Raw genomic sequence first — 22,308 nt, 5'->3', positions numbered from 1 at the left:
TCGTCACTCGCCCGTTTCGTGCAGATCGAGACGCCAGTCCTGGCCCACCAGATCCTTGCCGAAGGAGCGGTGGGGCTCCTCGGTGACGAGCACGAAGCCATGGCGCCGGTAGATGCGGCGGGCCGAGGCGAGGATGTCGTTGGTCCACAGGACCAGCTCGCGGTAGCCGACGCCACGGGCGAAGTCGATGACCGCCTCGACCAGCCGGTCGCCGATGCCGAGCCCGCGCGCGTCGGGCTCGACGAGCAGGAGCCGCAGCCGGGCGGTGGCGGGGGCCTCGTCCCGTACGCACATCACGCACCCCACCGGCCGCCCTCCCGACTCGGCGATCCAGACCCGCTCCAGATGCGGGTCGTGGTCCTGCGCGAAGTCGGCGACGATTTTTGCGACCAGCCCCTCGTAGTCGGCGTTCCAGCCGTACTCGGCGGCGTACAGCGCGGCGTTGCGCTGCACGATCCAGCCGAGGTCGCCGGGGCCCGGCTCGCGCAGCACGACGTCCCCGGGACCCGGGGCGTGCTCGTCCCCCAGGATGGCGCGGATGGTCCGCATCGCCTCCGCGAGGCGTGACCGGTCGCCGGGACGCACGCTCCCGAGCAGCGAGCCGACGGTCTCCCGCGCCCGCTCGTCGAGCAGCTCGGCGGCGTCCCGCCCACGCGCGGTGAGCGAGATGCGCCGCCGACGCGGGTCCTTCTCCGAAGCCGACCGCTCGACCAGGCCGTCCTGCTCGAACTTGTTCAGGATCCGGCTGAGATAGCCGGCGTCCAGCGAGAGCCGGGCGCGGAGGTCCGCCGCGTCCGTACGAGGGGAGTGCGCCAGCTCGTACAGGACGCGGGACTCGGTGAGGGTGTAGGGGGCGTAGAGGTGGCGGCCGTAGTCGAGGGCGCCGATGACGTTCGTGTAGAAGCGGTTGAAAGCGCGGATGTCCTGGACGGTCATGGTCGGTCGGCCCCCGGATGGTTGACTCAGTCAGAGATACCGTCACTCCGAGGCTAGGCCACCGATCCCGGTCCGTCCATGCCCTTGCGCCCTCGCCGCGGCCGTGCCCTTGCGCCCTCGCCGCGGCCGTGTCCTTGCGCCCCCGCCGCGGCCGTTCAGGCCGAAGCGGGGGTCCGGGGGCGGAAGCCCCCGGTGGTCGCCCACACCGACACCCCGGTGGACGCTCACACCGACACCCTGGTGGTCGCCCACACCGACACCCCGGTGGACGCTCACACCGACACCCCGGTGGACGCCCATACCGACACCCCGGGGGAGACGGGCACCGGCGCGATCACCCCCGCGGCACCCCGGAGGATCTCCGCACCATCAGCTCCCCGCGCACCGTCGCGATCCCCCCGGGCGGCGGTTCCTCCCGGCCCATCGCGATGCGTCCGGCCCGCGCCCCGGCCTCGGACAGCGGCAGCCGCACCGTCGTGAGGGAGGGCACCGCGTCGATGCTGAAGGGCAGGTCGTCGAAACCGGCCACCGAGACGTCCTCGGGGATGCGCAGGCCGGAATCCCGCAGTGCCGCGCACGCGCCCAGCGCGACGGAGTCGTTCGCGGCCACCACCGCGGTCAGGGACGGGTCCCTGCGCAGCAGTTCGAGGGTCGCCTCGTAGCCCGACCGCCGGTCGTAGCGGCCGTGCACCGTCCAGCGAGGGTCCTCTTCCATGCCCGCCGCCTCCAGCGCCGCCCGGTGGCCCTCCAGCCGGTGCCGGGTCGTGGTCCGCTCCTCCGGGCCCGCGATGTAGCCGAGGCGGCGGTGGCCGAGCCCGATCAGATGCTCCGTCAACTGCTGGGCTCCGCCGCGGTTGTCGAAGGTGAGGGCGATCGCCTGGGTGTCGGCGGCCGGCGGGCGTCCGCACAGCACCACCCGCGTTCCCGCCTCCGCCAGCTTCCGGAGCTTGGCCGACACCGCGGCCGCGTGCGGTTCCTCCTCCACGGCGCCGCCCGTCAGGACCACCGCCGCGGCCCGCTGCCGTTGCAGCAGAGTCAGATACGTCAGCTCGCGCTCCGGCGAGCCCCCCGTGTTGCAGACGACGGCGAGCCTCTCCCCGCCCGCGCGGCCGCCGGGGCCGCCGATCTCGCCCTGGATCGCGCTCGCCATGATGCCGAAGAAGGGGTCGGCGATGTCGTGGACGAGGATTCCCACCAGGTCCGACGTCGCCGCGGCCAGCGCGCTCGCCGGCCCGTTGAGGACGTAGTCCAGCTCGTCCACCGCCCGCAGCACCCGCTCGCGCGTGGAGGCGGCCACGGGGTAGTTGCCGTTCAACACGCGCGACACCGTCGCGGGCGAGACCTGGGCGCGGGCCGCCACGTCCGCCAGGGTCACCGTCATCTCGTAGTCCTCCGGTCGTGCTTCTCGTCGTACGTCCTTTTGCGGCGTACGTCGTCATACACAGGCCGTGCACAGGTCTCGGTTCCACGGCCGCTGTTTCGTGCAGTTCGAGCAGACCTTACGGCCCAGGACCCCTCTTGTTCGCCCCCTCGAACAACTCGATGTGGACACAGCCTTGTCCGGACCACGGCACAGAGGCTAGCTTCTCCCTGTGGTAGAAAGCGCTTGCTGTGCGGTCTGCCAGTAGTACCGGGAAGGCAAGGGAAGACCGGTAAACAGGCGCTCGACGCCTACGAAGGGAAATGACGTGACACGCAAGACGGTGCGTATCGCCATGAACGGCGTGACCGGGCGCATGGGCTACCGCCAGCACCTCGTCCGGTCCCTCCTCGCCCTGCGTGACCAGGGTGGCCTCGACCTCGGTGACGGCACCGTGCTGTGGCCGGAGCCGGTCCTGGTCGGCCGGCGCGAGCACGCCCTGCGGGAGATCGCCGAACGGCACGGGCTGGAACACTGGTCGACGGACCTGGACGCGGTCCTCGCCGATCCGACCGTCGACATCTACTTCGACGCCCAGGTGACCTCCGCCCGCGAGGAGGCCATCAAGCAGGCCATCGCCGCCGGCAAGCACATCTATACGGAGAAGCCCACCGCCACCGGCCTCGACGGCGCCCTGGAGCTCGCCCGGCTCGCGCACGCCGCCGGCGTCCGGCACGGCGTCGTCCAGGACAAGATCTTCCTGCCGGGGCTCCTGAAGCTGAAGCGGCTCATCGACGGCGGCTTCTTCGGGCGGATCCTGTCCATCCGCGGCGAGTTCGGCTACTGGGTCTTCGAAGGCGACTGGCAGCCCGCCCAGCGCCCCTCCTGGAACTACCGCTCCGAGGACGGCGGCGGCATCGTCGTCGACATGTTCCCGCACTGGGAGTACGTGCTGCACGAGCTCTTCGGCCGCGTGAAGTCCGTCCAGGCCCTCACCGCCACCCACATCCCGCAGCGCTGGGACGAGAACGGCAAGCCCTACGACGCCACCGCCGACGACGCCGCCTACGGCATCTTCGAACTGGAGGGCGGCGCCATCGCCCAGATCAACTCCTCCTGGGCGGTCCGGGTCAACCGGGACGAGCTCGTCGAGTTCCAGGTCGACGGGACGGAGGGGTCGGCCGTCGCCGGGCTGCGCAAGTGCCGCGTCCAGCACCGCTCCGCCACCCCCAAGCCCGTGTGGAACCCGGACATCCCCGCCACCGAGGTCTTCCGCGACCAGTGGCAGGAGGTGCCGGACAACACCGAGTTCGACAACGGCTTCAAGGCGCAGTGGGAGCTGTTCCTGAAGCACGTGTACGCCGACGCGCCGTACCACTGGGACCTGCTCGCGGGCGCCCGCGGCGTCCAGCTCGCCGAACTGGGCCTGAAGTCCTCGGCCGAGGGCCGCCGTCTCGACGTACCGGAGGTCTCCCTGTGACCATCCGACTCCCGGACGGCGGCGGGGGCCTGCGGACGTACGAGCCGCGTACCGAGCCCCTCGCCGTCACCCCCGGCACCCCGTTCACCTCCCGTACGGTCTTCTCGGCGGCGCACGTCGTCGCCGACCCGTACGCGGACGTCTCCCCGGACTCGCCCGCCGCCGTCGACTGGGACGCGACGCTCGCCTTCCGTCGCCACCTGTGGTCGCACGGGCTGGGTGTGGCCGAGGCCATGGACACCGCGCAGCGCGGGATGGGCCTGGACTGGACCGGCGCGGCCGAGCTGATCCGCCGGTCCGCGGCCGAGGCGAGGGCGGTCGGCGGCCGGATCGCGTGCGGCGTCGGCACCGACCAGATCACCGGCGGCTCGCTCGACGGGATCCGCGCGGCCTACGAGGAGCAGCTGGCGCTCGTGGAGGAGTCGGGCGCGCAGGCCATCCTGATGGCGTCCAGGGCCCTCGCGGCCGGCGCCCGGAACCCCGACGACTACCTGAACGTCTACGGCCACCTCATCCGCCAGGCCGCCGAGCCCGTGATCCTGCACTGGCTCGGCCCGATGTTCGACCCGGCGCTGGAGGGCTACTGGGGCTCGTCCGACCTCGACGCGGCCACCGACACCTTCCTGGAGGTCGTCGCCGCGCACCCCGACAAGGTCGACGGCGTGAAGATCTCCCTTCTGGACGCCCAGCGCGAGATCGACCTGCGCCGCCGTCTCCCGCAGGGCGTGCGCTGCTACACGGGTGACGACTTCAACTACCCCGAGCTGATCGCGGGCGACGAGAAGGGGTTCAGCCACGCGCTCCTCGGCATCTTCGACCCGCTGGGGCCGCTGGCGGCGGAGGCGGTCCGCGTCCTCGACACGGGTGACACGGACGGCTTCCGTGAACTCCTCGACCCGACCGTCGAGTTGTCCCGCCACCTCTTCCAGACCCCGACCCGCTTCTACAAGACGGGTGTGGTCTTCCTCGCCTGGCTCGCGGGCCACCAGGCGCACTTCACGATGGTCGGCGGCCTCCAGTCGGCCCGCTCCCTGCCGCACTTCGCCCGCGCCTACGAACTCGCCGACGGCCTCGGTCTGTTCCCCGACCCGAAGCTGGCCCAGGAGCGGATGAAGAACCTGCTCGCCCTGTACGGAGTGACCCAGTGACCGGTCTTGAGCGTTTCAGCATCAACCAGATGACAGTGAAGCAGCTGTCGATGCCCGAACTGGTCGACGCCTGCCGCGAGCTGGGCATCGGCAACGTCGGCCTCTGGCGCGAGCCGGTACAGACGTACGGCCTGGAGGAGACCGCGAAGCTGGTCCGTGACGCGGGCCTGACGGTGACCACCCTCTGCCGGGGCGGCTTCTTCACGGCGATCGACCCGGACGCGCGTGCCGTCGCGCTGGCCGACAACCGCCGGGCCGTCGAGGAGGCGGCCGCGCTCGGCACGGACACCCTGGTACTGGTCTCGGGCGGCCTCCCGGCCGGCTCCAGGGACCTGCACGGCGCCCGTGAGCGCATCGCGGACGCCCTGGCGGAGCTGGGCCCCTACGCGGAGTCCCACGGCGTACGGCTGGCCATCGAGGCCCTCCACCCGATGTACGCCTCCGACCGCTGCGTGGTCTCCACCCTCGCCCAGGCCCTGGACCTCGCGGAACGCTTCCCCGCGCACCAGGTCGGCGTCACGGTGGACACGTACCACATCTGGTGGGACGACTCGGCCCCCGAGCAGATCGCCAGGGCGGGCGCGGGTGGCCGTATCCACAGCTTCCAACTCGCCGACTGGACCACCCCGTTGCCCGAGGGCGTCCTCAACGGGCGCGGGCAGATCGGGGACGGTTCGATCGACATGCGGGAGTGGAAGCGGTACGTGGAGGCGGCCGGTTACACCGGTCCCATCGAAGTCGAGCTGTTCAACGACGAGTTGTGGGCGCGGGACGGGCGGGAGGTGCTCGCGGAAACCGCGGCGCGGTTTGTAGAACACGTGATCCAATGAGTGCGTGAGTGACACGAGTGCTTCGCTGGGACCGCTGACCTTGCACGACGGCCGCTGGGTGGTGGGGGACGTCCGGCGGCCGGACGGCTGGTGGGTGGAGTTCCGGGAGGACGGGCTGTTCCAGCACGCGCGGAACTCCGAGGGGGAGCTGATTCCCTGGTCGAGGATCATGCTGGGCATGCGCGTGACCGTGGGCGCCAAGTATCCGAAGGGGTCCTTCTCCATGATGGGGATCTTCGGCGGCGTGCGGGGCCCCTGGAAGGGGCACGGCGGCGGTTACCTGCACATGACCCTGCGCCACCCGTACGAGGACTGGATGGCTCGCTTCGACCGGCACCCCCGCTGGTACTCCGGCTTCGACATCGTGGGACTCGAAGAGCTGCTGCGGCAGACCATCGACGCGGGCGAGGTGGACCGGCTCGGCGACCCGGACTGGCTGGGACCCTTGGTCGAACGCCTGGCACCGCAGCGGCCCTGGACGGTCCGCGCGATCCGCCGGGCGGTGACGGAGGCGCGGGAGGCGGAGGCGGGCGCTTGAGGGCGACGATCGACTCCCTTTGGCGCTATCCCGTCAAGTCCATGCTCGGGGAGCGGGTCCGCGCCGCCCACGTCGACCGGCGCGGCCTGACCGGCGACCGCCGACTGGCCCTCCTCGACCGGGACACCGGCAGGGTCGCCAGCGCCAAGCACCCGCGGCTGTGGCGGGCGCTGCTGACCTGTGGGGCGAGGACCGACGTGGACGGGGTGCGGATCACGCTGCCCTGTGGCAAGACCTGGTCGAACACCGACGCCGACGTCGACGCGGCCCTGTCGGAACTCGTCGGCCGTACCGTCGCCCTCACCCACGTACCTCCGCCGGAGGCCGAGCTGGACCGGTCCGACCCGGAGCGGGTACTGAGTGCCGGCCTGGGCGCCGAAGTTCCTTACGTCTCTGTAAGGTTCGGGTCCGCATCCCCGCCCGGCACCTTCTTCGACTTCGCGCCGGTCCATCTGATCACCACAGCGACACTGCGGCGGCTGAGCACCCTGCACCCGCACGGGACGGTCGAAGCGGAGCGCTACCGCCCCAACCTCGTCCTCGACATTCCCGGCGAGGGCTTCGCCGAGCACGACTGGATCGGCCGGGAGTTGCGGATCGGTGAGCGGCTGGCCCTCCGGGTCATCGCCTCGACCCCGCGCTGCGCGGTGCCGACCCTCGCCCACGGCGCCCTGCCCCGCGACCCCGACGCCCTGCGCCTGCCCGCCGTACACCACAGCGTCCCCGCCCTGCCGGGCCGGTCGCCGGAGCCCTGTGCCGGGGTGTACGCGCAGGTGGTGCGGGACGGGCAGGTGCGGGAAGGGGACTCGGTCCGGTTCTGATGGCGGCGCCTACGGTGCTCCGGGTACGCCTGCCTTCAGGTGCGCCGCCAGCAACCGCAGCGCCGTCCAGGCCTCGGCGTCCGTGCCTTCTCCGAGGGGAAAGTGCAGGGCCGGGGCCGAGGGCGGGCCGAGCTGCGCCGGGCTTACCGCGAGCGGTGGGCGGCGGGCGTGGGTGAGGCCGATGCCTCGCACGTCACGGGCGCCCAGGGTGAAGGCGAGCGGGGTGGGCGGGGCCTGGAGACGCGGGGCCGCGGTGAGGTCGCGGGAGGCGCGGCGCACGGATGTGAGCATGGTGGTCAGGCCGTGGTCCGTGACGAGGCCCTCGGCGAGCGACTCGATCCGGTCCGTGGGCGGGGTCTCGTCCGCGCCGTAGCCGAGGGTGAGCGTGACGTCCTCCTCGACCCCGTGCTCCGTATGTGTGCACCGGAGCGAGGCCAGCGCGGGGCGGTCGGGGTTCCCGACCGCGATCAGGTACGTGGGCGCGGGCGCCCGGTCGCGCGCCGTGTCGGTCAACTGGCGCGGCGACCAAGGCAGGTTGACGGGCTCCGCGGTGCCCCAGCCGATGGGCGGGGCACCGGTCAGCGTACGCCAGGCCGCCTCCAGGGACCGTCCCAGAACCAGATCGGTGCCGGCCGGGCGTACGGTGCGGAACGCGACGACGAGCTGCCGTTCGTCCGTCGGCTCCACCCTGGCGAACGCATCGGCGACCGTCACCGTGCCGTCGGCCGCGGGTGCGGGCGCGAACGTGCCGTCCTGCCAGCGCAGCACCGCCCCGGACAGGCCGTCGTAGTAGCCCTGCGCCGGATCCTGCACTACCCAGCGGTTGGGCACCTGCAGCAGGGTCGCGCGGGCGGGCGGACTGACGCGTACGCCGGGTGGGGTGACGATCTGCAGGGCGCGGCCCGTGGCAGTGGTGTTCCGGAAGACCTCGGACAGCCAAGGGGTCAGGGCCAGCACGGGCCGGTCGGCCAGGACGACGGCCGTGCTCTCGGTGAGCACGTCCACGATCGGCTGCCCGTCGTCCGGCGCCATGACGGCCTCCAGGCCGACGACCTCCGTGGTCACCACCCCCTCGGGCCATACGCGCCCGTCCAACAGCAGAGCGAGCCGCCCGCACACCGAACCCGCCAGGCGCTCCGCCTCGCGCACCGCACCGGAGGCCCGGACCTCGGTCCACCAGAACGGCACGGCGGCCTTCTCTCCCAGCAGCCGCTCGGCCTCACCGGGCACCTGGACCAGCATCGGCGCCTCCACGGAGACGAGCGGCCGGCCCTGCGGCCCGCACAGGCGCAGGACCGCGCCGTCGGCCCCGGCGCTCACGTCGAGACCGGGGCCACCGGCGTAGAGCCCGGCCAGCAGGGCCCATGTGTCGGGCATCTTCGGGGTGAGGGCGATGACGTCCTTGGTCACTGAGTCTCTTCGGTCGCGAGAGCGGTCTGGATCAGCAGATGCGGGCGGCCACGGCGGACGAGCGTGCCCCGTCCCGGCGGCTGCTGGGAGGCGTACAGGCCGGGGAAGAGCTGGCCCTCGGTGCGGTCGCCGGTCATGACCAGCGCGGCCGTGCCGCTCTCCCGCAACGTGGTCAACAGCGGCTCGTACAGCGCCCGGGAGGCACCGGCGGCGCGGCGGGCCAGGACGAAGTGCAGGCCGATGTCCTGGGCCGAGGAGACGTACGGCAGGAAGGGTGCGAGCGGCTGCTGCCCGGCCGTGGTGAGGATGTCGTAGTCATCGATCAGGATGACGATCCGCGGCCCCGAGAAGGCGGGCTCGGCGGTGGCGGCGTCCGGGTCGGCCGTCTCCGGCAGGCGCTTCTCCAGCTCGGTGGCGATGCCCGTCGCCAGGGCGTTCGCGAGCTTGGCGTTGTGCGCGTAGCCGCCGCGATAGGGCTCGGGGACGACACCGCGCAGCCCGCGGCGCGGGTCGAAGACACCGAATACGAGTTCCTTGTCGGAGTACCGCTCGACGAGCTGGGTGGCGACCAGACGCAGCAGGTTGGTCTTGCCGCACTCGTTGTCGCCGAGGATCAGCAGGTGCTGGTCGGTGCCGAACAGATCGAGGGGGACCGGGGCGAGGGTCTCTTGGTCGACGCCGAGGGGGATCCGCGCGGCTTCGGCGGCCGGGGAAGGGAGCCGGCCGACGGGCAGCCTGGTGGGCAGCACTCGTACGGGCGGGGCGAGCTCCCCGTGCCAGGTGGCACGCACGGTGCGCGCCGCCTCCTCCAGCGCGGCGGCCAGGTCGCCCGTCTCGGGCCGGTTGTCGATACGGGGCAGCGCGGCCTGGGCGAACAGTTTGCCGTCGGTCAGCACCCGGCCCGGGGTGTCGGGCGTGAGCGTCTCGGACAGCTTCCGGTCGATCGACGAGTCCGCCGGGTCGTTCAGGCGCAGCTCGACGCGGGTGCCGAACATCGACTGGGTGGCGATACGGACGTCGTTCCAGCGCAGCATGCCCGCCACTATGTGGATGCCGTAGCCACCGCCCCGCCTGAGCAGGTCGGTCACCGCGTCGTCGAGGTCGGCGAACTCGTCCCGCAGAGCGCCGAATCCGTCGATCACCAGGACGACATCGGTGGCCCCCAGGCCGGACAACCGGCCTTGGGCCCGCAGACGGCGCAGCTGGTCGACGGAGTCGATGCCATGCTCGCGGAACAGTTCCTCGCGTTCCGTCAGCATGGCCCGCACCTCGGCGACGGTGCGGGCGGCCCGCTCGTGGTCGGCGCGGCCGGCGATGCCGCCGACGTGGGGCAGCCCGGCGAGCGCCGACAGGCCGCCGCCGGCCAGGTCGAGGCCGTAGACGGCGACGTCGTCCGGCGTGTGGGTGACGGCGAGCGAGAGGACGAGCGTGCGCAGGAGCGTCGTCTTGCCGGACTGCGGCCCGCCGATCACCGCCGCGTGCCCGCCCGCCACCGTCAGGTCCAGCAGCCACCTGCCCTGCCACTGCCGGGCCGGGTCGTCCAGCACGCCGAGCGGCACGCGCATCCCGCCCGCCGCGCCCGCCACGTGCAGCCCGCGCTCGGAGACCCGCACCGGCCCGGCGGCCGCGTCGAGGGTGACCGCGTCCGGCAGCGGGGGCAGCCAGATCCGGCGTACCGGGGATGCGGCCGCGGCGAGCCGGCCGACCATGACGGACAGGACGGTGGGACCCGTCTCGCGTTTGGTGGCGACGGGTTCCTCCGCCACGGCCTCGTCGTGCCCCTGCGGTGTGCTGTACGCCGGGTAGGGCAGGACCGGCGGTTCGCTGTCGTGTTCCTCGCGCGGAGCCGGGCCCCGGTGGGCTCCGGACACGTAACCGGCCTTGAACCGCTCGTACGTGGAGGTGTCCACCTTCAGATAGCCGAAGCCCGGCAGCGGCGGCAGATGGAAGGCGTCGGTGGTGTCGAGGACCGTACGGGACTCGTCCGCGGAGAAGGTGCGCAGACCCAGCCGGTACGACAGGTAGGTGTCCAGACCCTTCAGCTTGCCCCCCTCGATGCGCTGGCTGGACAGCAGCAGATGGACGCCGATGGAGCGGCCGATACGGCCGATGGACAGGAACAGGTCGATGAAGTCCGGCTTGGCGGTGATCAGTTCGCCGAACTCGTCGATGACGACGAAGAGGTGGGGAAGAGGTTCGAGGTCCGGCCGGTCGGTGGCGCGCAGGGCGCCGTAGTGTCCGATGTCGGCCACGCTCCCGGCGTCCTTGAGTACCTGTTGCCGGCGTTTGACCTCGCCGGCCAGGCTGGTGTGGACGCGTTCGACGAGCCCGGCCTGGTTCTCCAGGTTGGTGATCACGCCTGCCACGTGCGGGAGTTCACCGAAGGGGGCGAAGGTGGCGCCGCCCTTGTAGTCGACGAGGACGAGCGCGAGGTCCTCGGGGGAGTGCGTGGCCGTCAGGGCCAGGACGAGGGTGCGCAGCAGCTCACTCTTGCCGGAGCCGGTGGCGCCCACGCACAGCCCGTGCGGGCCCATGCCGAGCTGCGAGGACTCCTTCAGGTCGAGCAGCACAGGATCGTGACGGTCCGTCAAGCCGATGGGGACGCGCAGGAAGTCCCGTTCGCCGCGCGGGGCCCACAGCCGGTCCAGATCGAGGTCGGCCGGGTCGCCGATACCCAGCAGGCCCGGGAAGTCGACCGGTCCGGCGACCGGGGTGCCCTCGGCGGCCGACTCCGCGGACAGCCGCAGCGGGGCCAGCATGCGGGCGATGCCCTCGGCCCCGCCCGCGGTCACGGGGTCGACCGTGCCCAGCGCCGTGCCCCCGCTCAGGTCGTCGACGACGACCCGGTCGCCGTCGACGGTGACCCGCACGCTCACCTGGTCGGGCTCGTGCACCTGCCGCTCCAGCAGGTGCAGCACGGTGACACCCATGTCCGCCAGGTCGACGGCCGAGTCCGGGCGGGGAAGCTTGCCGGCCGGTTCGCCGTACTCGTCGCTGACGACGAGCAGCCGGCCGGCCATCCGCAGCGCGTCCCGGTCGGCGAGCCCGCGCCGCACCTCCGCCGCATACGCGGCCCGCCGCCCCAGCTCGTGCCGGAACCGGGCGGCCAGCTGCGGCAGACTCGGTGCGATCCGGCGGGCGGCGACGGGACCGTCGTACTCCTGAGCGTCGAGAACATGGGGCAGCCACTTGGCCCACTCCCACTCCGCGAGCCGGTCCCCGGGTATGGCGAGACCGAGGGCCACGTCGTCCGGCGCGTGCGTCACCGCGGTCTGCAGGAGGATGGCCCGGACGACGCGCAGAACGCCCTCCCGGTCGCCGACGACGCTCACGTTCCCGGCGCGGTCCAGGGGCACGGTGAGCGGGAAGTCCGAGGCGATGCCGAAGCGGCTCTGCAGCGCGCGGGCCTCGTTGAGCATGAAGGGATCCGGCGGCGTCAGCACCCCGCCCGTGCCGCTCTGGCCGACCGCCACCTCCTGGACGGGGACCTCGCCGGTGCCCAGCCGCGAATGCAGGAAGTCGGTGTCCTGGCGGCGGCGCTCCCACAGCCGCGCCGGGTCCCTGACGATGTCGTACAGAGCCTCGGGCGGAGGATTCAACTCACGTGCCGAGACTCGCCGTGCGCGTTCGCTCGCGCCCAACTCCTCGCGCAGCTCTTCCAGATACTCCAGATACCGCTCCCGCTGCACCCGCCGGGTGCGCTGCGCCTTCCCGCGCTGGGACAGGAACAGTGCGACCGCGCCGAGCAGCGCGAAGACCAGCACGACCGCGCCGAGCGCCGCGAACTGGCTGTTGCGGACGACCGTCATCATGATCACCGACCCCATGACACCGGCCATGGGCAGCAACGCCGTCGCCGCGTTGCCGAGCTTGCCCTCGGGCAGGTTGGGCGGCGCCTCGATCACGCGCGGCCCGGCGGGGGCCAAGGGGCGCGTGCTGCGGGCGGGTCGGTGGACGAGCTGCTGGGTCACGGACCGGGCTTTCGGAGTCGGCGGGCAGGTCGGTGGGCAGGTCGGGCGGCAGTGCTGTGCCACGTCACCGGACCCTCACCGCCCGGTGCATCGCCTCCGCCGCCAGCCTGAGCACCGCGTCCTGGGTGGCACGGCCGAGCAGATCCGTGCGGATGGGCCCGCCGCCGGCGAGATGACGGTCGTAGGGCAGGACCACGACGGTGACGCCCGGCTCCCTCAGGTGCGCAGTGGCCGCCTTCACGTCCAGGACCATGTCGGGCGAGTTCGCGATGAGTGCGACCACCGTCGTCGCCAGGGCGGAATGCGGCAGCCCGGCCAGCCAGTCCAGGACCCGACGGGTGCCGCCGACGCCCTCCGCCGTCATCGGCGCGACCACCACCCGGGCATGGGCGGTGTCCATCGCGGTACGGGCCACCTCGCCGGGCAGCGTCTCGCAGTCGACGACCGTCACAGCGAAGTAGCGCCGCAGCGCGAGGGTCACCGTGCGGTACGTCCGGACGTCCAAGGGGGCGCCGACTCTTCCCTGGCTCGCGGGCAGCAGCCAGCCGCCGTCGGACACGGGCACCAAGTAGCCGGTGACCTCGGTCAGTTGCATGGCGGGCGTCAGGATCCGGGCGAGGTCCCCGCACGACCAGCGCACCGACTCCGCGCCCATCCGCACCGGCAGGGTGCCCAGCGCGGCGTCCGCCTCCAGGGTGAGCACCGGGTCGTGCCGGTAGTGGTTGAAGGTGCGGCCGAGCAGCGCGGCGACAGTCGACTTGCCGACGCCGCCGCGGATGGAGGTGACGGCGATGACCCGCCCCGTGGTCACCGGCTGCTGCAACTCCTTGGCGATCCGGGTCTGCTCGGTCACGTCCTGGGAGGCGGAGGAGGCGAGCCGCCGGAGGGAACGTCCGGTGCGCTGAGCGAGCGAGTCGCCGTGCTGGGGGCGGCCGATGGCTATGGCGAGGCGGGGGTCGAGGGTGGGGGCGGATTCCGGGGTGGGGGCGAGGCGGGTGACGGGGGCTGATGGTGGAGTGGGCGCGGGTGGGGTCGGGCGGGGCTCGGGTCGTGCGGGGTTCGTTCGCGCGGGTTCGGGTCGTACGGTGGTCTCCTGCGCGGGTTCGGGTCGTACGGCGGTCTCCTGCGCGGGTTCGGGTCGTACGGCGGTTTCGGGCGAAGGGTCGGGACCGGCGGAGTGAACGAGACGCAGGGCAGGCTCGCCGGCACGCGCCGATGTTCCCTGCTGGCCGTGCTGCTCGTGCTGGCCGTGCTGGCCGTGCTGGCCGTGGTGGCCGTGCTGCCCGTGGTGGCCGTGCTGGCCGTGCGGCTCGTGCTGAGCCAACTGCCGCAGCACATCGCGCTGCCAGTCGCCGCCGCCCTGCTGTTGCTGCTCCCGTTCCCCCTGAGCCATGCCGTCGTCCCGTCTCCTAAGCGAAGGTGCCGAGCAGACGCCCGTACACGCCGAAGACCCCGATGAGCAGCGGAAGCAGCGCTATGACGCCCACGGACTCCAGCAGGTCACCCGCCCGCCGCAGCCGCACCCGCACATGCTCGGCCGGCTGCACCACGAGCACGGCCAGCGGCAGCACGGCCAGCGCCGCGAGCACGGCCAGCGCAGGCCCCGCGGCACCGGACCGCTCCACCCACACCGACAACAGCCTCACGGCCACCAGTGCGCCGCCCGCCAGCAACCCCACGACCTCGGCGATCAGAGGGAAAGCCCGCGCCCGCAGCACCATCACCACCGCCGTGACGACGGCGAGCGGCACGGTCCACACCGTGGGGGCACGCAAGGCCCACACCCCCGCCAGGGCCGCCGACACGGCCACGGCGACCGTGGCGAGCACCAGTCCGCGATGCGCGGCGGCCAGGGCCGCGGACACCTGGTACCGGCTCACCGAGACCCCACTGGCCCGCCGGTCGTCGAGCCCGGCCAGCCCGGAGGCCATGAGGGCGAGACGCGGCAGCAGGCCGAGCACCACGACGGACGCGACGGCGAGCACGGCCCCCACACGGGCCTGCTGCCCGGCGGTCCCCGCCCCCGACTGAACGGCGACGACGCCCTCCCAGCCGAGCACGGTGACACCGACAGCGGCCGCACCGACCAGCCCACCGCGTCCCAACGCCGTGAACCGCCCCAGCAGTACGAGCGTGACGACACCCACCGCGGCCAGGGCCGCCACCTGCGGCGCGGCCGACCAGCCGCGGCCGTCGGCGAGGGCGGACGCGCCCAGCATGCCCAGCACCCCGGCCGAGCAGAGGAGAGTCGTGACGAGCCCGCGCTGCTGCCGCTCCCGCCCGAGCAGGGCCCCGGCGAGAGCGGCAACGACAGCCACGCCGAGCAGCGCGCCCGCGACGACGGAAGGGTCGTAAGCGGTCCGCGCGAACAGGGCGGCCGCGCCGGCCCAGCCCACGGTCGCAAGCCCGGCGGTGACGCGCCGGGATCCGGGCCCCCACCGCCAGGACCGACCGCCGAGATCCTCCGCGACCTCGTCGCTCACGTCGTGCACGACGGGCGCGGACGGAGCGTCCTCGGCCCGCACCAGCCGCAGCACGGCACCGTCGCGGACGCCGGCGGACTCAAGGGTGCTGTCGTGGTCGAGCGCGGACCCGTCCGTGGTCACGAGATGCCGCAACTCGGGCCGCTCGCCCACCCGGTCGTCCAACAGCCGCAGGATCTCGGGCAACAGCAGCCCGACCGGCTCCCGCGCCGGCAGTACGAGATCGATACGCCGCCGCTCCCCGACCAGGGTGACGCGACTCAGGACGACCGCGGTCCCACCGGCCGCCGTACGACTCAAGGCCCCCGCAGACATCACGTGTTCGAACCTATCACCGGGTGGAAGGGGAGTCGGTGGGCGAGGCAACCCCGGCCGAGGGCTGCACGGAACCTCCATACGGACTCTTCCCGATCACCCGATGCGACACGAACGACCACCCCACACACCCGGCACACAACACGGCCGCGATCACGACTCCGGCGAACACCTTTCCCACCCGCTCGTCCACGGAACGACGTTGCCGCTGGGTCCCGAAGAGGAGGGCATCGCGGAGACGCCGACGCCGTACCGAGACGGACTCCAGCAGCTGGCTGTCGTAGTCCTGGGCTGTCACGTCGGGAACTCTCCGAGCCAGCTTCGCTTCAGCAGATGCTCGGGCAGGTACTCCGACTCGACCTCGACGGGGCGGCCGGCGTCGTAGGCGAGACAGGTGATGGCGAGGGCCGCGAGGGGAATGTCCCCGTCTCCGGATTCCTCGCGCTCGGAGTCCGCGGTCCAGTACTCCTTGTGGAGCGTGAGGGTTTGTACGAGCGCCGCGTTGAACTTGACCGGGTCCTGGCCGATGAAGCGGTAGAAGAGGTTGATCGGCGGATACAGGACCTTGAGCATCATCTCGCGGTCGATGAACCGCAGCCGGTCGGGATCGGTTCCGTCGAAGGCGGCGACCAGCTTCTCGCCGAGACCGGGCTGCTCCAGCCAGTACGTCTGGAGGACGTCGACCCAGTCGTAGATGTACTCCTCGAACACGGCGCCCGACGCCCGCAGGGTCTCGATGGGTACCTGGCAGAGCTGGGTCATACGGGCCTGGTCACGGCAGATCACCGCGAGCCAGAAGGCTTCCAGCCAGGTGCCGGCGTCCGCGAAGTGCGTGACCCCGACAGCTGGAATGCTGCGGACCTCGTGGGCGATCATGCACGGCACGGTGGAGCCCGGGGAAGCTGTGACCGAGGCGAACAGCGCGGACCCGACCTGCATGGCCGTGGTCCAGGCTTCCCAGGTTTCGAGCATCGCGGCCGTGGGGTCGTTCAGGCACTGGAGCTTGGCTGTGTGCAGCGCACTGCTGAAAACCAGGCCGAAGCCGTCCGGATGTTCCTCCAGACCCTGGATTTCCTCAAGGGTGTCCGAGTTCAGTTCCTGACGTAGCGCCTCCGGATCCGGGTGGCTGTGCTCTTGCGGCGGCCGGGAAATCACCGTCGGCATGGCGTCCTCATTTCGTGATGTCGAAGCGCTTCATCGAATAACCAGCGTAGTGAGCGCCGTCGGCATCTGCCTTGACCAGGACATAGTCGACCTGGTTGTGATCCAGAGCGGCCTTCAGGCCGTCAGCCAGTTTCTTCTCGGCCCGTGCTTCGTCGAGCAGGCCCTTGGTCTTGTTCTTCTGAGCCCTCTTCTTCATTTCGTCCAGGATGGTCTCGAAGTACTCTCGTGAACCCTGTGTCACCAAGCGCCCACTATGCCCCTTGCGTGCTCCGAGTCGGGCTTCCAAGGACCCCTTCGCCTCGACGACGACGAACCGGCCGTCAGGCGTCTTGTAGATCTGATCGAACCGGTTGTTTCCGAACGCTCCGTCGTCCACACGTATCGCGTCGGGGAAGTGGTCGGGTATCGCCCGGTGTTCGGCGACGTGTTCGCCGAACATCTCGCTTTCCCGGTTCATGCCTCCGTGTAGCGGCGAGTGCGCCTGCTCCGCATGTCGCATGGCCTCGGCGAGTTCATCGGTCGGATTGGCCGCGTACGCCTTCTCGGCCGCCTCGAGCCTGGCCTCGGCAGCGTTGTCGAGCGTGATGGCACGGTCGCGCTTGGCAGCCTGTTCGTCCAAGAAGTGCTGGACGTCGTCGCTCACCCGCAACCGCTTGCCGACCTCGGGCACATTGCTGACGTAATGCTCCCGGATCGGCGGCGGCATGTCGCTCGCCGCAATCCACTTGTTCGGTCCTCCGAAGGGATTGCGGACCAGGTGCGGGATCGGCTGGCCGTACCCTCCGGTGTACTTGGTGGACCGCCGGTACCCATTGTTCCGGTAGTTCTCCTCGAACCACTTCGTATCCGTGTTGGCCCGCTCCACCTGCTGCCGCATGATCTCGCGCTCGCGCGCCAGCGGATCGTGTTCGCCGGAACCGGGTCCATCCTGGTCGCCGTTCCTGCTGCCGTCGCCACCGTCGCCACCGTCGCCACCGTCGCCACCGTCGCCGTGGGCGCCGGCACCTGGGCTGTGATCCCCGCCCGTCGCATGCACGGAGGTGTCATGTGCGGGCAGCGTGTCCGTGGAACGGGCCCCGGCGCGCTCACCGATGTGAGTGGTCGCGTTCCCGCCAGCGTGGGCCGTCGCGTCACTCCCGGTACGAGCCGTCGCGTCGCCTGCGACGTGAGCCGTGGCCTCGCCCCCGGCATGCGCCGCCGCACCGTCCCCGGCCCCCACCAGCACCGTTTCCCCATGCGGCAGGCTCCGCTCCAGCAGCGCCCGGTCCGCCGCCGACAGCTCCACCTTCGCTGCCGCGTGCGTGCCGTCCGCCTTGATCACGGACCCGTCGTCCAGGTTGAGCCGCGTTCCGTCGGGCCATTCGATGTGGTTGCCGACCACGACCGGGACCTCGTCGGCGATCTTCAGCAGGCTGCCGTCCGGCTGGACTTTCCCCGCTCCCGAGAGGACGTCCGTGTAGGCGCCTGTCTTGAGGTTCTTCAGGCTTCCGAAAAGGTCGGCCACCTTGACCGTGCCGAACTTCGCCGCCTTTCCGATGTATGTCATCGGGTCGACGAGCCGCCCTGCCTTGCCGAGCGCGCCGATCGTGCGGGCGACGGCGCCACTCTTCGCCGCTGAGCCAGCTCCGCCGGTGAAGACGGTCGTGAGGGCGTTGAAGGTGACCGCGCCGCCGGCTCGGGCCGGGTTCTTGCCCCACTGGTCGTAGGCGATCAGCGCCTTGCCGGTCTCGATCACCGTCTGGCGGGATTCCCGGAGGTAGGCGGGGAGTTTGTCGTCGGGGGCCAACCAGTACGCCGTCCCGAGCGGGGTGAGCGTGATGGCGATACCGGTCGCGAGCTTGTCCAGGTGCGCCCAGGCCTCGCCCATCGCGTCAAGTCCGTCGAAGCCGACGAGCGTGCCGAGCCCGCGGACGGTGCCCCACACGCCGTCGACGAAGAAGCCCTTGCCGAACTCGACGATCTGATGGCTCAGCCAGTCCAGACCGTGCCGTTCCTTCTCGACCGTCGTGCCCCAGGGCAGCTCGTCGGACGAGTTGAGGAGGTCCTCGGTGAAGCCGTAGGTCGTCGTACCTCGCTCGAGAAGACGTTTCTGCGCACCGTCCTCGACGATCAGCGTCGTACCGTGCACCAGCGCCGTGATCTTGTTGTGGCAGGTGCGCTCGGCCTGCCAGAAGGCCACTTGGGTGACGTTGACGTCGTAGAACAGGTCGTTGTTGAGCTGGACCTTGTCGTTGTCCTCGCGCCAGTGGTCGTCGCCCGCGATGTCCGCCCGGAAGGTCTCGGCGCGCTCCTTGAGGCTCTTGAGCTTGGCCACCAGTGGCTGGATCTCCGCCTCGTAGGCGCTCAGCGCCGCGCCCACCTTCTCGAGGTCGTCGGCGAACTTGTCTGCCTTGGCCGCCACGGGTGCGGTCGTGGCGAACAGTTGCTCCGCCTCCGGTGCGGAGTAACAGGCCGACAGTCCCTGGAACTTGCCGTGCACGTCCGCCCCGGCGAACCGGAAGGCCAACGCCTCCGCGGTCAGCAGCACAGCGTCGGTGCTGAGCTGTTCCAGGTCGCCGGTGAAGACGGGTATGCCCTCGGGGTCGATGAGCTCCGGGCTCACTGACCCCCCTGAGGTCCCTTGACCTGTCCCTTGTCCCCGGGCAGGTCGATCACCGGCTCCTTGAGCGCGTGCGCCTGCGCCTGCGCGGCCATCTCCAGGTTCCCCTTGACGTACTCGTTGGTGGCGGTGGCCGCTCCGTCGAGGGAGTCGGACGTCCGCATCGCCACGTACATCAGGTCCTTCTGGTACGCCTGGAGGAACTCACCCAGCGCCGCCGCGACCGGCCCCTGAATCCCGCACTGGACCTGGTTGCCCGGCACGATGGTGCCGGACGAACTCGCCGCGCTCGTCATGGTCTCCCCGAGCGCCTTGCCGGTGTTGGAGAGACCCTCGGCCGCCTTTCCGGTCTCGTTGAGGACGTGCTGGACGCCCGAGGGCGAGATATCCCACGCCGTCATGTCGAACCCCCGTTGAATTCACGCAGTTGCTGCCGTCATCGCATCGCCGTAACACGCAGGCGTTCAGCCGATGTTGTCTACAGCCGCCCGCGCCTTCGCCACCGTGGACTGGGCGGTGCCGTCGTTCTCCTCGAGCGTGGCGCGGACGAGGTGGATGATGTTGCGGACCTCGGTCGCGGCACGGTTCCAGCGGACCTCCTTGCCGTGGTACTCGTCCGAGACCCCGTCGGCCTGGAAGTCGGCCATGGCGGCCTTGACCGCGCGCTCGCGGTCACCCAGCACACGCTCCAGCTGGCCGATGATGCCCTGCAGACTGCCCTGCACCTCACTGGAGGCACCGGTGTCGTAAGAGAGGCGGTCCTGGTTCTGGCCCATCGTCACGATCCCCCTGTCGTAGTGGCTGTGGCGTCTATCGCGCGCCGAAGCGGGCGGCGTCGAAGTTGGCCGCGCCCATGCTCTTGTTGGCGTTGTCCTGCGTCTCGATGTCACCGCTGCCGAAGGCGGTGTCCATGCCGCTCTGCCCGCCGATGATCGCGCCGAGCGAGCTGTTCAGCGCGTTGGTGATCTCGTCCGCCCGGGACTTGAACGAGTCGAAGGCGACCTTGCCGGACCCGTTGAACTTCCCCTCCAACGGCTCTGCCGCCTGGATCAGCCAGCGGATCAGCGTGCCCAGGTCGTCACTGGAACCGACCGTGCTCTTGCCGAGCTCCGACAGGGTCGTCGATCCCATGTCGAACTTCACGTGTCCACCCCCGTGCATCACGCCTGAATCAAAAGTGTGTTTGGGTATCTTGCATCGCATGTGATCGCAGTGGCAACGCAGTTGGTCCCGATGTGGCGTGATCCGGACGACATCGGAACGTGATCGCAAAGGGCGGGTGCGGCGTCGCGGAGCGCCGTGTGTCCACCGCTGCGCTGTACGCGTGCCCCAGGCGCCTCACGGCACGAACCGAACATGATTGGATCTCGGGACGTCGCTTCTTCGCGACAGGAAACAGAACTGGGGGAACGGGGAACATGCGAAGCGCTTTCACGGCTGCGGCAGTACTGGTTGCGGCAACCCTGCTGGCCGGCTGCGGCAGCGGCACCACGGACGGCGACAAGACCAACGGCGGCAAAGTGACAGCGTCCCAGAGCGCGTCGCCGACGGCCGGAGCGGGCGGGGAGAAGCACACCGTCACGCTGGCGGTGACCGGCTCGGGTACCGCGAAGATCGGCTACAACCTGGCCAGCAACGCCTTCGAGACGCATAAGCTGCCATGGACGAAGACCGAGACGCTTGAACTCACCGGGGCCGAGCTGAGGGTGGGCCACCTCGTATCGGTCGTTCCCGGGCCGGTCCCGGCCGGCGACGGGATGCTGAAGACAGCCGCCTGCGTGATCAAGGTCGACGGCAAACAGGTCGCCGACAACAACGGCGGCAAGAGCCCCAAGCCCTGCGAGTTCCTGCTCAAGTAGCGGGCACGGAAGGCACGGTCAGACGTCGCCGATGCGGCCCTCCTTGACGGCGGCAACGAACGATGCCCATCCGCCCGCCGAGAAGACCAGGGCCGGACCGGTGACTGGCTTACTGTCGCGGATGGGCACGCCGACGTACCCACGGGCGGCCTCAAGGCATTCGCCCTGACCGCCGCCGCTGTAGCTGGACTTGTACCACCCCGTGAGGGCGGACGAGTCGGAAACGGTGTGCTCACTGCTGACCATGCGCGTGTTCCTCTGCTGCCGCCCTGACGAGGGCCAGTGACTCCTGCTGCGACAACGCGTCGCTCAGGGCCAGAGCGTAGGCCGTCTGGCAGGCGCTCACCAGGGCCGGATCATCCATCAGGTTCCCGGTCAGGAAGCCCTCGACGTAGGCCACCGGGGCGGAGTCCTCGAAGCTCATCAGCGTGAGCAGACTTTCCATGAGCGAGTGTGCCCCCGCGCCGTACGGCAGGACGTGCAGCCGCAGCCGTCCTGCCTCGGCCATGTCCGCGACCCGGTGCAGTTGCTCCGCCATGACCTGCGGACCGCCGACGCGGCGCCGTAGGACGGCCTCGTCGAGCAGCGTCCAGACGACCGGTTGCCTCGGTCCGTCGAGAATCCGGCGGCGCTTTGTTCGGATGACAACAGCCTTGTCAAGTTCTTCGACGGTGTGGTTCGGCCGATAGGCGCGGAAGAGGGCGCGCGCGTAGTCGTCGCTCTGGAGCACGCCCGGGACCAGTGACAGCGCGAACTGCTGGATGAGCGTGGCCTGTTGCTCCAGCTCGGCTGCCGCCGCGAAGTGGTCGGCGTACTTCGACTCCAGATCCTCCAACCACCGCGCGAAGAACCCGTCCGTCCCCAGTGCCCGGTCGATCCGCTGCGCGTCATCCGGCTTCGGCAGCCGCCGCCCGGCCTCGAAATGGCTGATCAGCGTGGGCGAGCACACGACCTGGTCGCCCAGTTCCTCCTGGGTGAGCTGCGCCGCCACCCGCCGCAGCCTCAACTCCTCTCCGTACTTCTCCCGGGGTGTTCGAGGCGTACGACCTTCGTTCATCCGGCCAACTCCTTTTCTTGACAGGCGCGATGTCAAGCTCCAGCCCCTGGAAGCGTAGCCAGCGGTGACCTCATTCTGTGAGCGGTTCACCACAGAGCGCATTCATTGCGCCCGGAGAAAGCAGGCTGCCGTGACAGACCTCATCGCCCGGCTCATCGAGTCGTTCGTGCGTTCCCTCTTCTTTCCTGTCCGTGGGCGGCAGCGCCACACAGCGTCCCCGTCCCCGCCCCGGTGCCCGTACTCGAAGAGGTGCCCGTGTGCCGACGACGTCGGACCGGCCGTTCACCGCACGGGAGAACGACCGCCGCGCGGCGAGGACAGTCCGCCGGCGCGCCCC

General features: G+C 70.9%; 20 protein-coding genes. 6 read left to right on the top strand and 14 right to left on the bottom strand.

Annotated features, from left to right (window positions below):
* Nucleotides 1–3: 3 nt before the first annotated feature.
* Together ACIPSA_RS05275 and ACIPSA_RS05270 are read right to left on the bottom strand one after the other, a co-directional pair.
* Nucleotides 4–936, bottom strand: a complete 933-nt coding sequence (locus tag ACIPSA_RS05275) for a GNAT family N-acetyltransferase (RefSeq protein ID WP_402628844.1) — start codon at nt 934–936, stop codon at nt 4–6.
* A gap of 334 nt (nt 937–1,270) precedes the next feature.
* Nucleotides 1,271–2,317 (bottom strand): LacI family DNA-binding transcriptional regulator, encoded by a 1,047-nt coding sequence (locus tag ACIPSA_RS05270; RefSeq protein ID WP_402628842.1) that lies wholly within the window; start codon nt 2,315–2,317, stop codon nt 1,271–1,273.
* A 307-nt stretch (nt 2,318–2,624) separates the two neighbouring features.
* Between ACIPSA_RS05270 and ACIPSA_RS05265 the strand changes: the two genes are divergently transcribed.
* The 5 genes from ACIPSA_RS05265 to ACIPSA_RS05245 are packed head-to-tail and all read left to right on the top strand — an operon-like array spanning nt 2,625 to nt 7,113.
* Nucleotides 2,625–3,776: a Gfo/Idh/MocA family protein gene (locus ACIPSA_RS05265; RefSeq protein ID WP_402628840.1), complete on the top strand. Its 1,152-nt coding sequence runs from the start codon at nt 2,625–2,627 to the stop codon at nt 3,774–3,776.
* Nucleotides 3,773–4,924, top strand: a complete 1,152-nt coding sequence (locus ACIPSA_RS05260) for a dihydrodipicolinate synthase family protein (RefSeq protein ID WP_402628838.1) — start codon at nt 3,773–3,775, stop codon at nt 4,922–4,924. The genes ACIPSA_RS05265 and ACIPSA_RS05260 overlap by 4 nt, the downstream gene beginning before the upstream one ends.
* A gap of 29 nt (nt 4,925–4,953) precedes the next feature.
* Nucleotides 4,954–5,754 carry a sugar phosphate isomerase/epimerase family protein gene (locus ACIPSA_RS05255; protein WP_402628836.1) on the top strand — a complete coding sequence of 267 codons (801 nt, stop codon included), beginning with the start codon at nt 4,954–4,956 and terminating at the stop codon, nt 5,752–5,754.
* 4 nt (nt 5,755–5,758) lie between these two features.
* Complete coding sequence (locus tag ACIPSA_RS05250; protein ID WP_402628834.1) at nt 5,759–6,292, top strand: hypothetical protein; 534 nt, start codon at nt 5,759–5,761, stop codon at nt 6,290–6,292.
* Complete coding sequence (locus tag ACIPSA_RS05245) at nt 6,289–7,113, top strand: MOSC domain-containing protein (protein WP_402628832.1); 825 nt, start codon at nt 6,289–6,291, stop codon at nt 7,111–7,113. Before ACIPSA_RS05250 ends, ACIPSA_RS05245 begins: the two co-directional genes overlap by 4 nt.
* Nucleotides 7,114–7,122: 9 nt before the next feature.
* On the opposite strand, the gene ACIPSA_RS05240 is transcribed toward ACIPSA_RS05245, so the two are convergent.
* The 10 genes from ACIPSA_RS05240 to ACIPSA_RS05195 all read right to left on the bottom strand — a co-directional run bounded on the left by ACIPSA_RS05240 (nt 7,123) and on the right by ACIPSA_RS05195 (nt 20,198).
* Nucleotides 7,123–8,523: a DUF6177 family protein gene (locus tag ACIPSA_RS05240; protein WP_402628830.1), complete on the bottom strand. Its 1,401-nt coding sequence runs from the start codon at nt 8,521–8,523 to the stop codon at nt 7,123–7,125.
* Entirely contained in the window at nt 8,520–12,494 is a 3,975-nt protein-coding gene (gene eccCb, locus ACIPSA_RS05235) for a type VII secretion protein EccCb (RefSeq protein WP_402628828.1), read from the bottom strand. The genes ACIPSA_RS05240 and eccCb overlap by 4 nt, the downstream gene beginning before the upstream one ends.
* A gap of 64 nt (nt 12,495–12,558) precedes the next feature.
* Complete coding sequence (locus ACIPSA_RS05230) at nt 12,559–13,887, bottom strand: hypothetical protein (protein WP_402628827.1); 1,329 nt, start codon at nt 13,885–13,887, stop codon at nt 12,559–12,561.
* 16 nt (nt 13,888–13,903) lie between these two features.
* Nucleotides 13,904–15,292, bottom strand: coding sequence for a type VII secretion integral membrane protein EccD (gene eccD / locus ACIPSA_RS05225; RefSeq protein WP_402629506.1), 1,389 nt, complete (start codon nt 15,290–15,292; stop codon nt 13,904–13,906).
* A 16-nt stretch (nt 15,293–15,308) separates the two neighbouring features.
* A complete protein-coding gene (locus ACIPSA_RS05220) occupies nt 15,309–15,590 on the bottom strand; it encodes a hypothetical protein (RefSeq protein ID WP_402628826.1) in 282 nt (93 codons plus the stop codon).
* Entirely contained in the window at nt 15,587–16,456 is an 870-nt protein-coding gene (locus ACIPSA_RS05215; RefSeq protein WP_402628825.1) for an immunity 49 family protein, read from the bottom strand. The genes ACIPSA_RS05220 and ACIPSA_RS05215 overlap by 4 nt, the downstream gene beginning before the upstream one ends.
* A gap of 7 nt (nt 16,457–16,463) precedes the next feature.
* Nucleotides 16,464–19,058, bottom strand: coding sequence for a hypothetical protein (locus ACIPSA_RS05210; protein WP_402628823.1), 2,595 nt, complete (start codon nt 19,056–19,058; stop codon nt 16,464–16,466).
* Nucleotides 19,055–19,456, bottom strand: coding sequence for a DUF6507 family protein (locus ACIPSA_RS05205; protein WP_402628822.1), 402 nt, complete (start codon nt 19,454–19,456; stop codon nt 19,055–19,057). Before ACIPSA_RS05205 ends, ACIPSA_RS05210 begins: the two co-directional genes overlap by 4 nt.
* Before the next feature lie 63 nt (nt 19,457–19,519).
* Nucleotides 19,520–19,831 carry a pore-forming ESAT-6 family protein gene (locus ACIPSA_RS05200; protein WP_402628820.1) on the bottom strand — a complete coding sequence of 104 codons (312 nt, stop codon included), beginning with the start codon at nt 19,829–19,831 and terminating at the stop codon, nt 19,520–19,522.
* Nucleotides 19,832–19,865: 34 nt separating this feature from the next.
* Entirely contained in the window at nt 19,866–20,198 is a 333-nt protein-coding gene (locus tag ACIPSA_RS05195; protein WP_402628818.1) for a hypothetical protein, read from the bottom strand.
* A gap of 275 nt (nt 20,199–20,473) precedes the next feature.
* Here ACIPSA_RS05195 and ACIPSA_RS05190 point away from each other — a divergent pair, with 275 nt between their 5' ends.
* The gene (locus tag ACIPSA_RS05190) at nt 20,474–20,914 is read left to right on the top strand and encodes a hypothetical protein (protein WP_402628816.1); all 441 of its coding nucleotides are present in this window, start codon (nt 20,474–20,476) and stop codon (nt 20,912–20,914) included.
* 18 nt (nt 20,915–20,932) lie between these two features.
* Here ACIPSA_RS05190 and ACIPSA_RS05185 read toward each other — a convergent pair whose 3' ends face one another.
* Both ACIPSA_RS05185 and ACIPSA_RS05180 read right to left on the bottom strand, forming a co-directional pair.
* Nucleotides 20,933–21,160 carry a DUF397 domain-containing protein gene (locus tag ACIPSA_RS05185; RefSeq protein ID WP_402628814.1) on the bottom strand — a complete coding sequence of 76 codons (228 nt, stop codon included), beginning with the start codon at nt 21,158–21,160 and terminating at the stop codon, nt 20,933–20,935.
* A complete protein-coding gene (locus tag ACIPSA_RS05180) occupies nt 21,147–21,971 on the bottom strand; it encodes a Scr1 family TA system antitoxin-like transcriptional regulator (RefSeq protein ID WP_402628812.1) in 825 nt (274 codons plus the stop codon). The genes ACIPSA_RS05185 and ACIPSA_RS05180 overlap by 14 nt, the downstream gene beginning before the upstream one ends.
* Nucleotides 21,972–22,308: the final 337 nt, after the last annotated feature.

The sequence above is a fragment of the Streptomyces sp. NPDC086549 genome, assembly GCF_044746205.1.
Classification (GTDB): Bacteria; Actinomycetota; Actinomycetes; order Streptomycetales; family Streptomycetaceae; genus Streptomyces.
This window is presented reverse-complemented; position numbering and strand designations above follow the sequence as displayed.

What these genes read in the sequence shown, in the direction of transcription:
- ACIPSA_RS05180 (WP_402628812.1), bottom strand. Translation starts at nt 21,971, where the DNA reads ATGAACGAAGGTCGTACGCCTCGAACACCCCGGGAGAAGTACGGAGAG.
- ACIPSA_RS05255 (WP_402628836.1), top strand. Translation starts at nt 4,954, where the DNA reads ATGACAGTGAAGCAGCTGTCGATGCCCGAACTGGTCGACGCCTGCCGC.
- ACIPSA_RS05200 (WP_402628820.1), bottom strand. Translation starts at nt 19,831, where the DNA reads ATGGGCCAGAACCAGGACCGCCTCTCTTACGACACCGGTGCCTCCAGT.
- ACIPSA_RS05205 (WP_402628822.1), bottom strand. Translation starts at nt 19,456, where the DNA reads ATGACGGCGTGGGATATCTCGCCCTCGGGCGTCCAGCACGTCCTCAAC.
- ACIPSA_RS05215 (WP_402628825.1), bottom strand. Translation starts at nt 16,456, where the DNA reads ATGCCGACGGTGATTTCCCGGCCGCCGCAAGAGCACAGCCACCCGGAT.
- ACIPSA_RS05185 (WP_402628814.1), bottom strand. Translation starts at nt 21,160, where the DNA reads ATGGTCAGCAGTGAGCACACCGTTTCCGACTCGTCCGCCCTCACGGGG.
- eccD (WP_402629506.1), bottom strand. Translation starts at nt 15,292, where the DNA reads ATGTCTGCGGGGGCCTTGAGTCGTACGGCGGCCGGTGGGACCGCGGTC.
- ACIPSA_RS05275 (WP_402628844.1), bottom strand. Translation starts at nt 936, where the DNA reads ATGACCGTCCAGGACATCCGCGCTTTCAACCGCTTCTACACGAACGTC.
- ACIPSA_RS05190 (WP_402628816.1), top strand. Translation starts at nt 20,474, where the DNA reads ATGCGAAGCGCTTTCACGGCTGCGGCAGTACTGGTTGCGGCAACCCTG.
- ACIPSA_RS05230 (WP_402628827.1), bottom strand. Translation starts at nt 13,887, where the DNA reads ATGGCTCAGGGGGAACGGGAGCAGCAACAGCAGGGCGGCGGCGACTGG.
- ACIPSA_RS05270 (WP_402628842.1), bottom strand. Translation starts at nt 2,317, where the DNA reads ATGACGGTGACCCTGGCGGACGTGGCGGCCCGCGCCCAGGTCTCGCCC.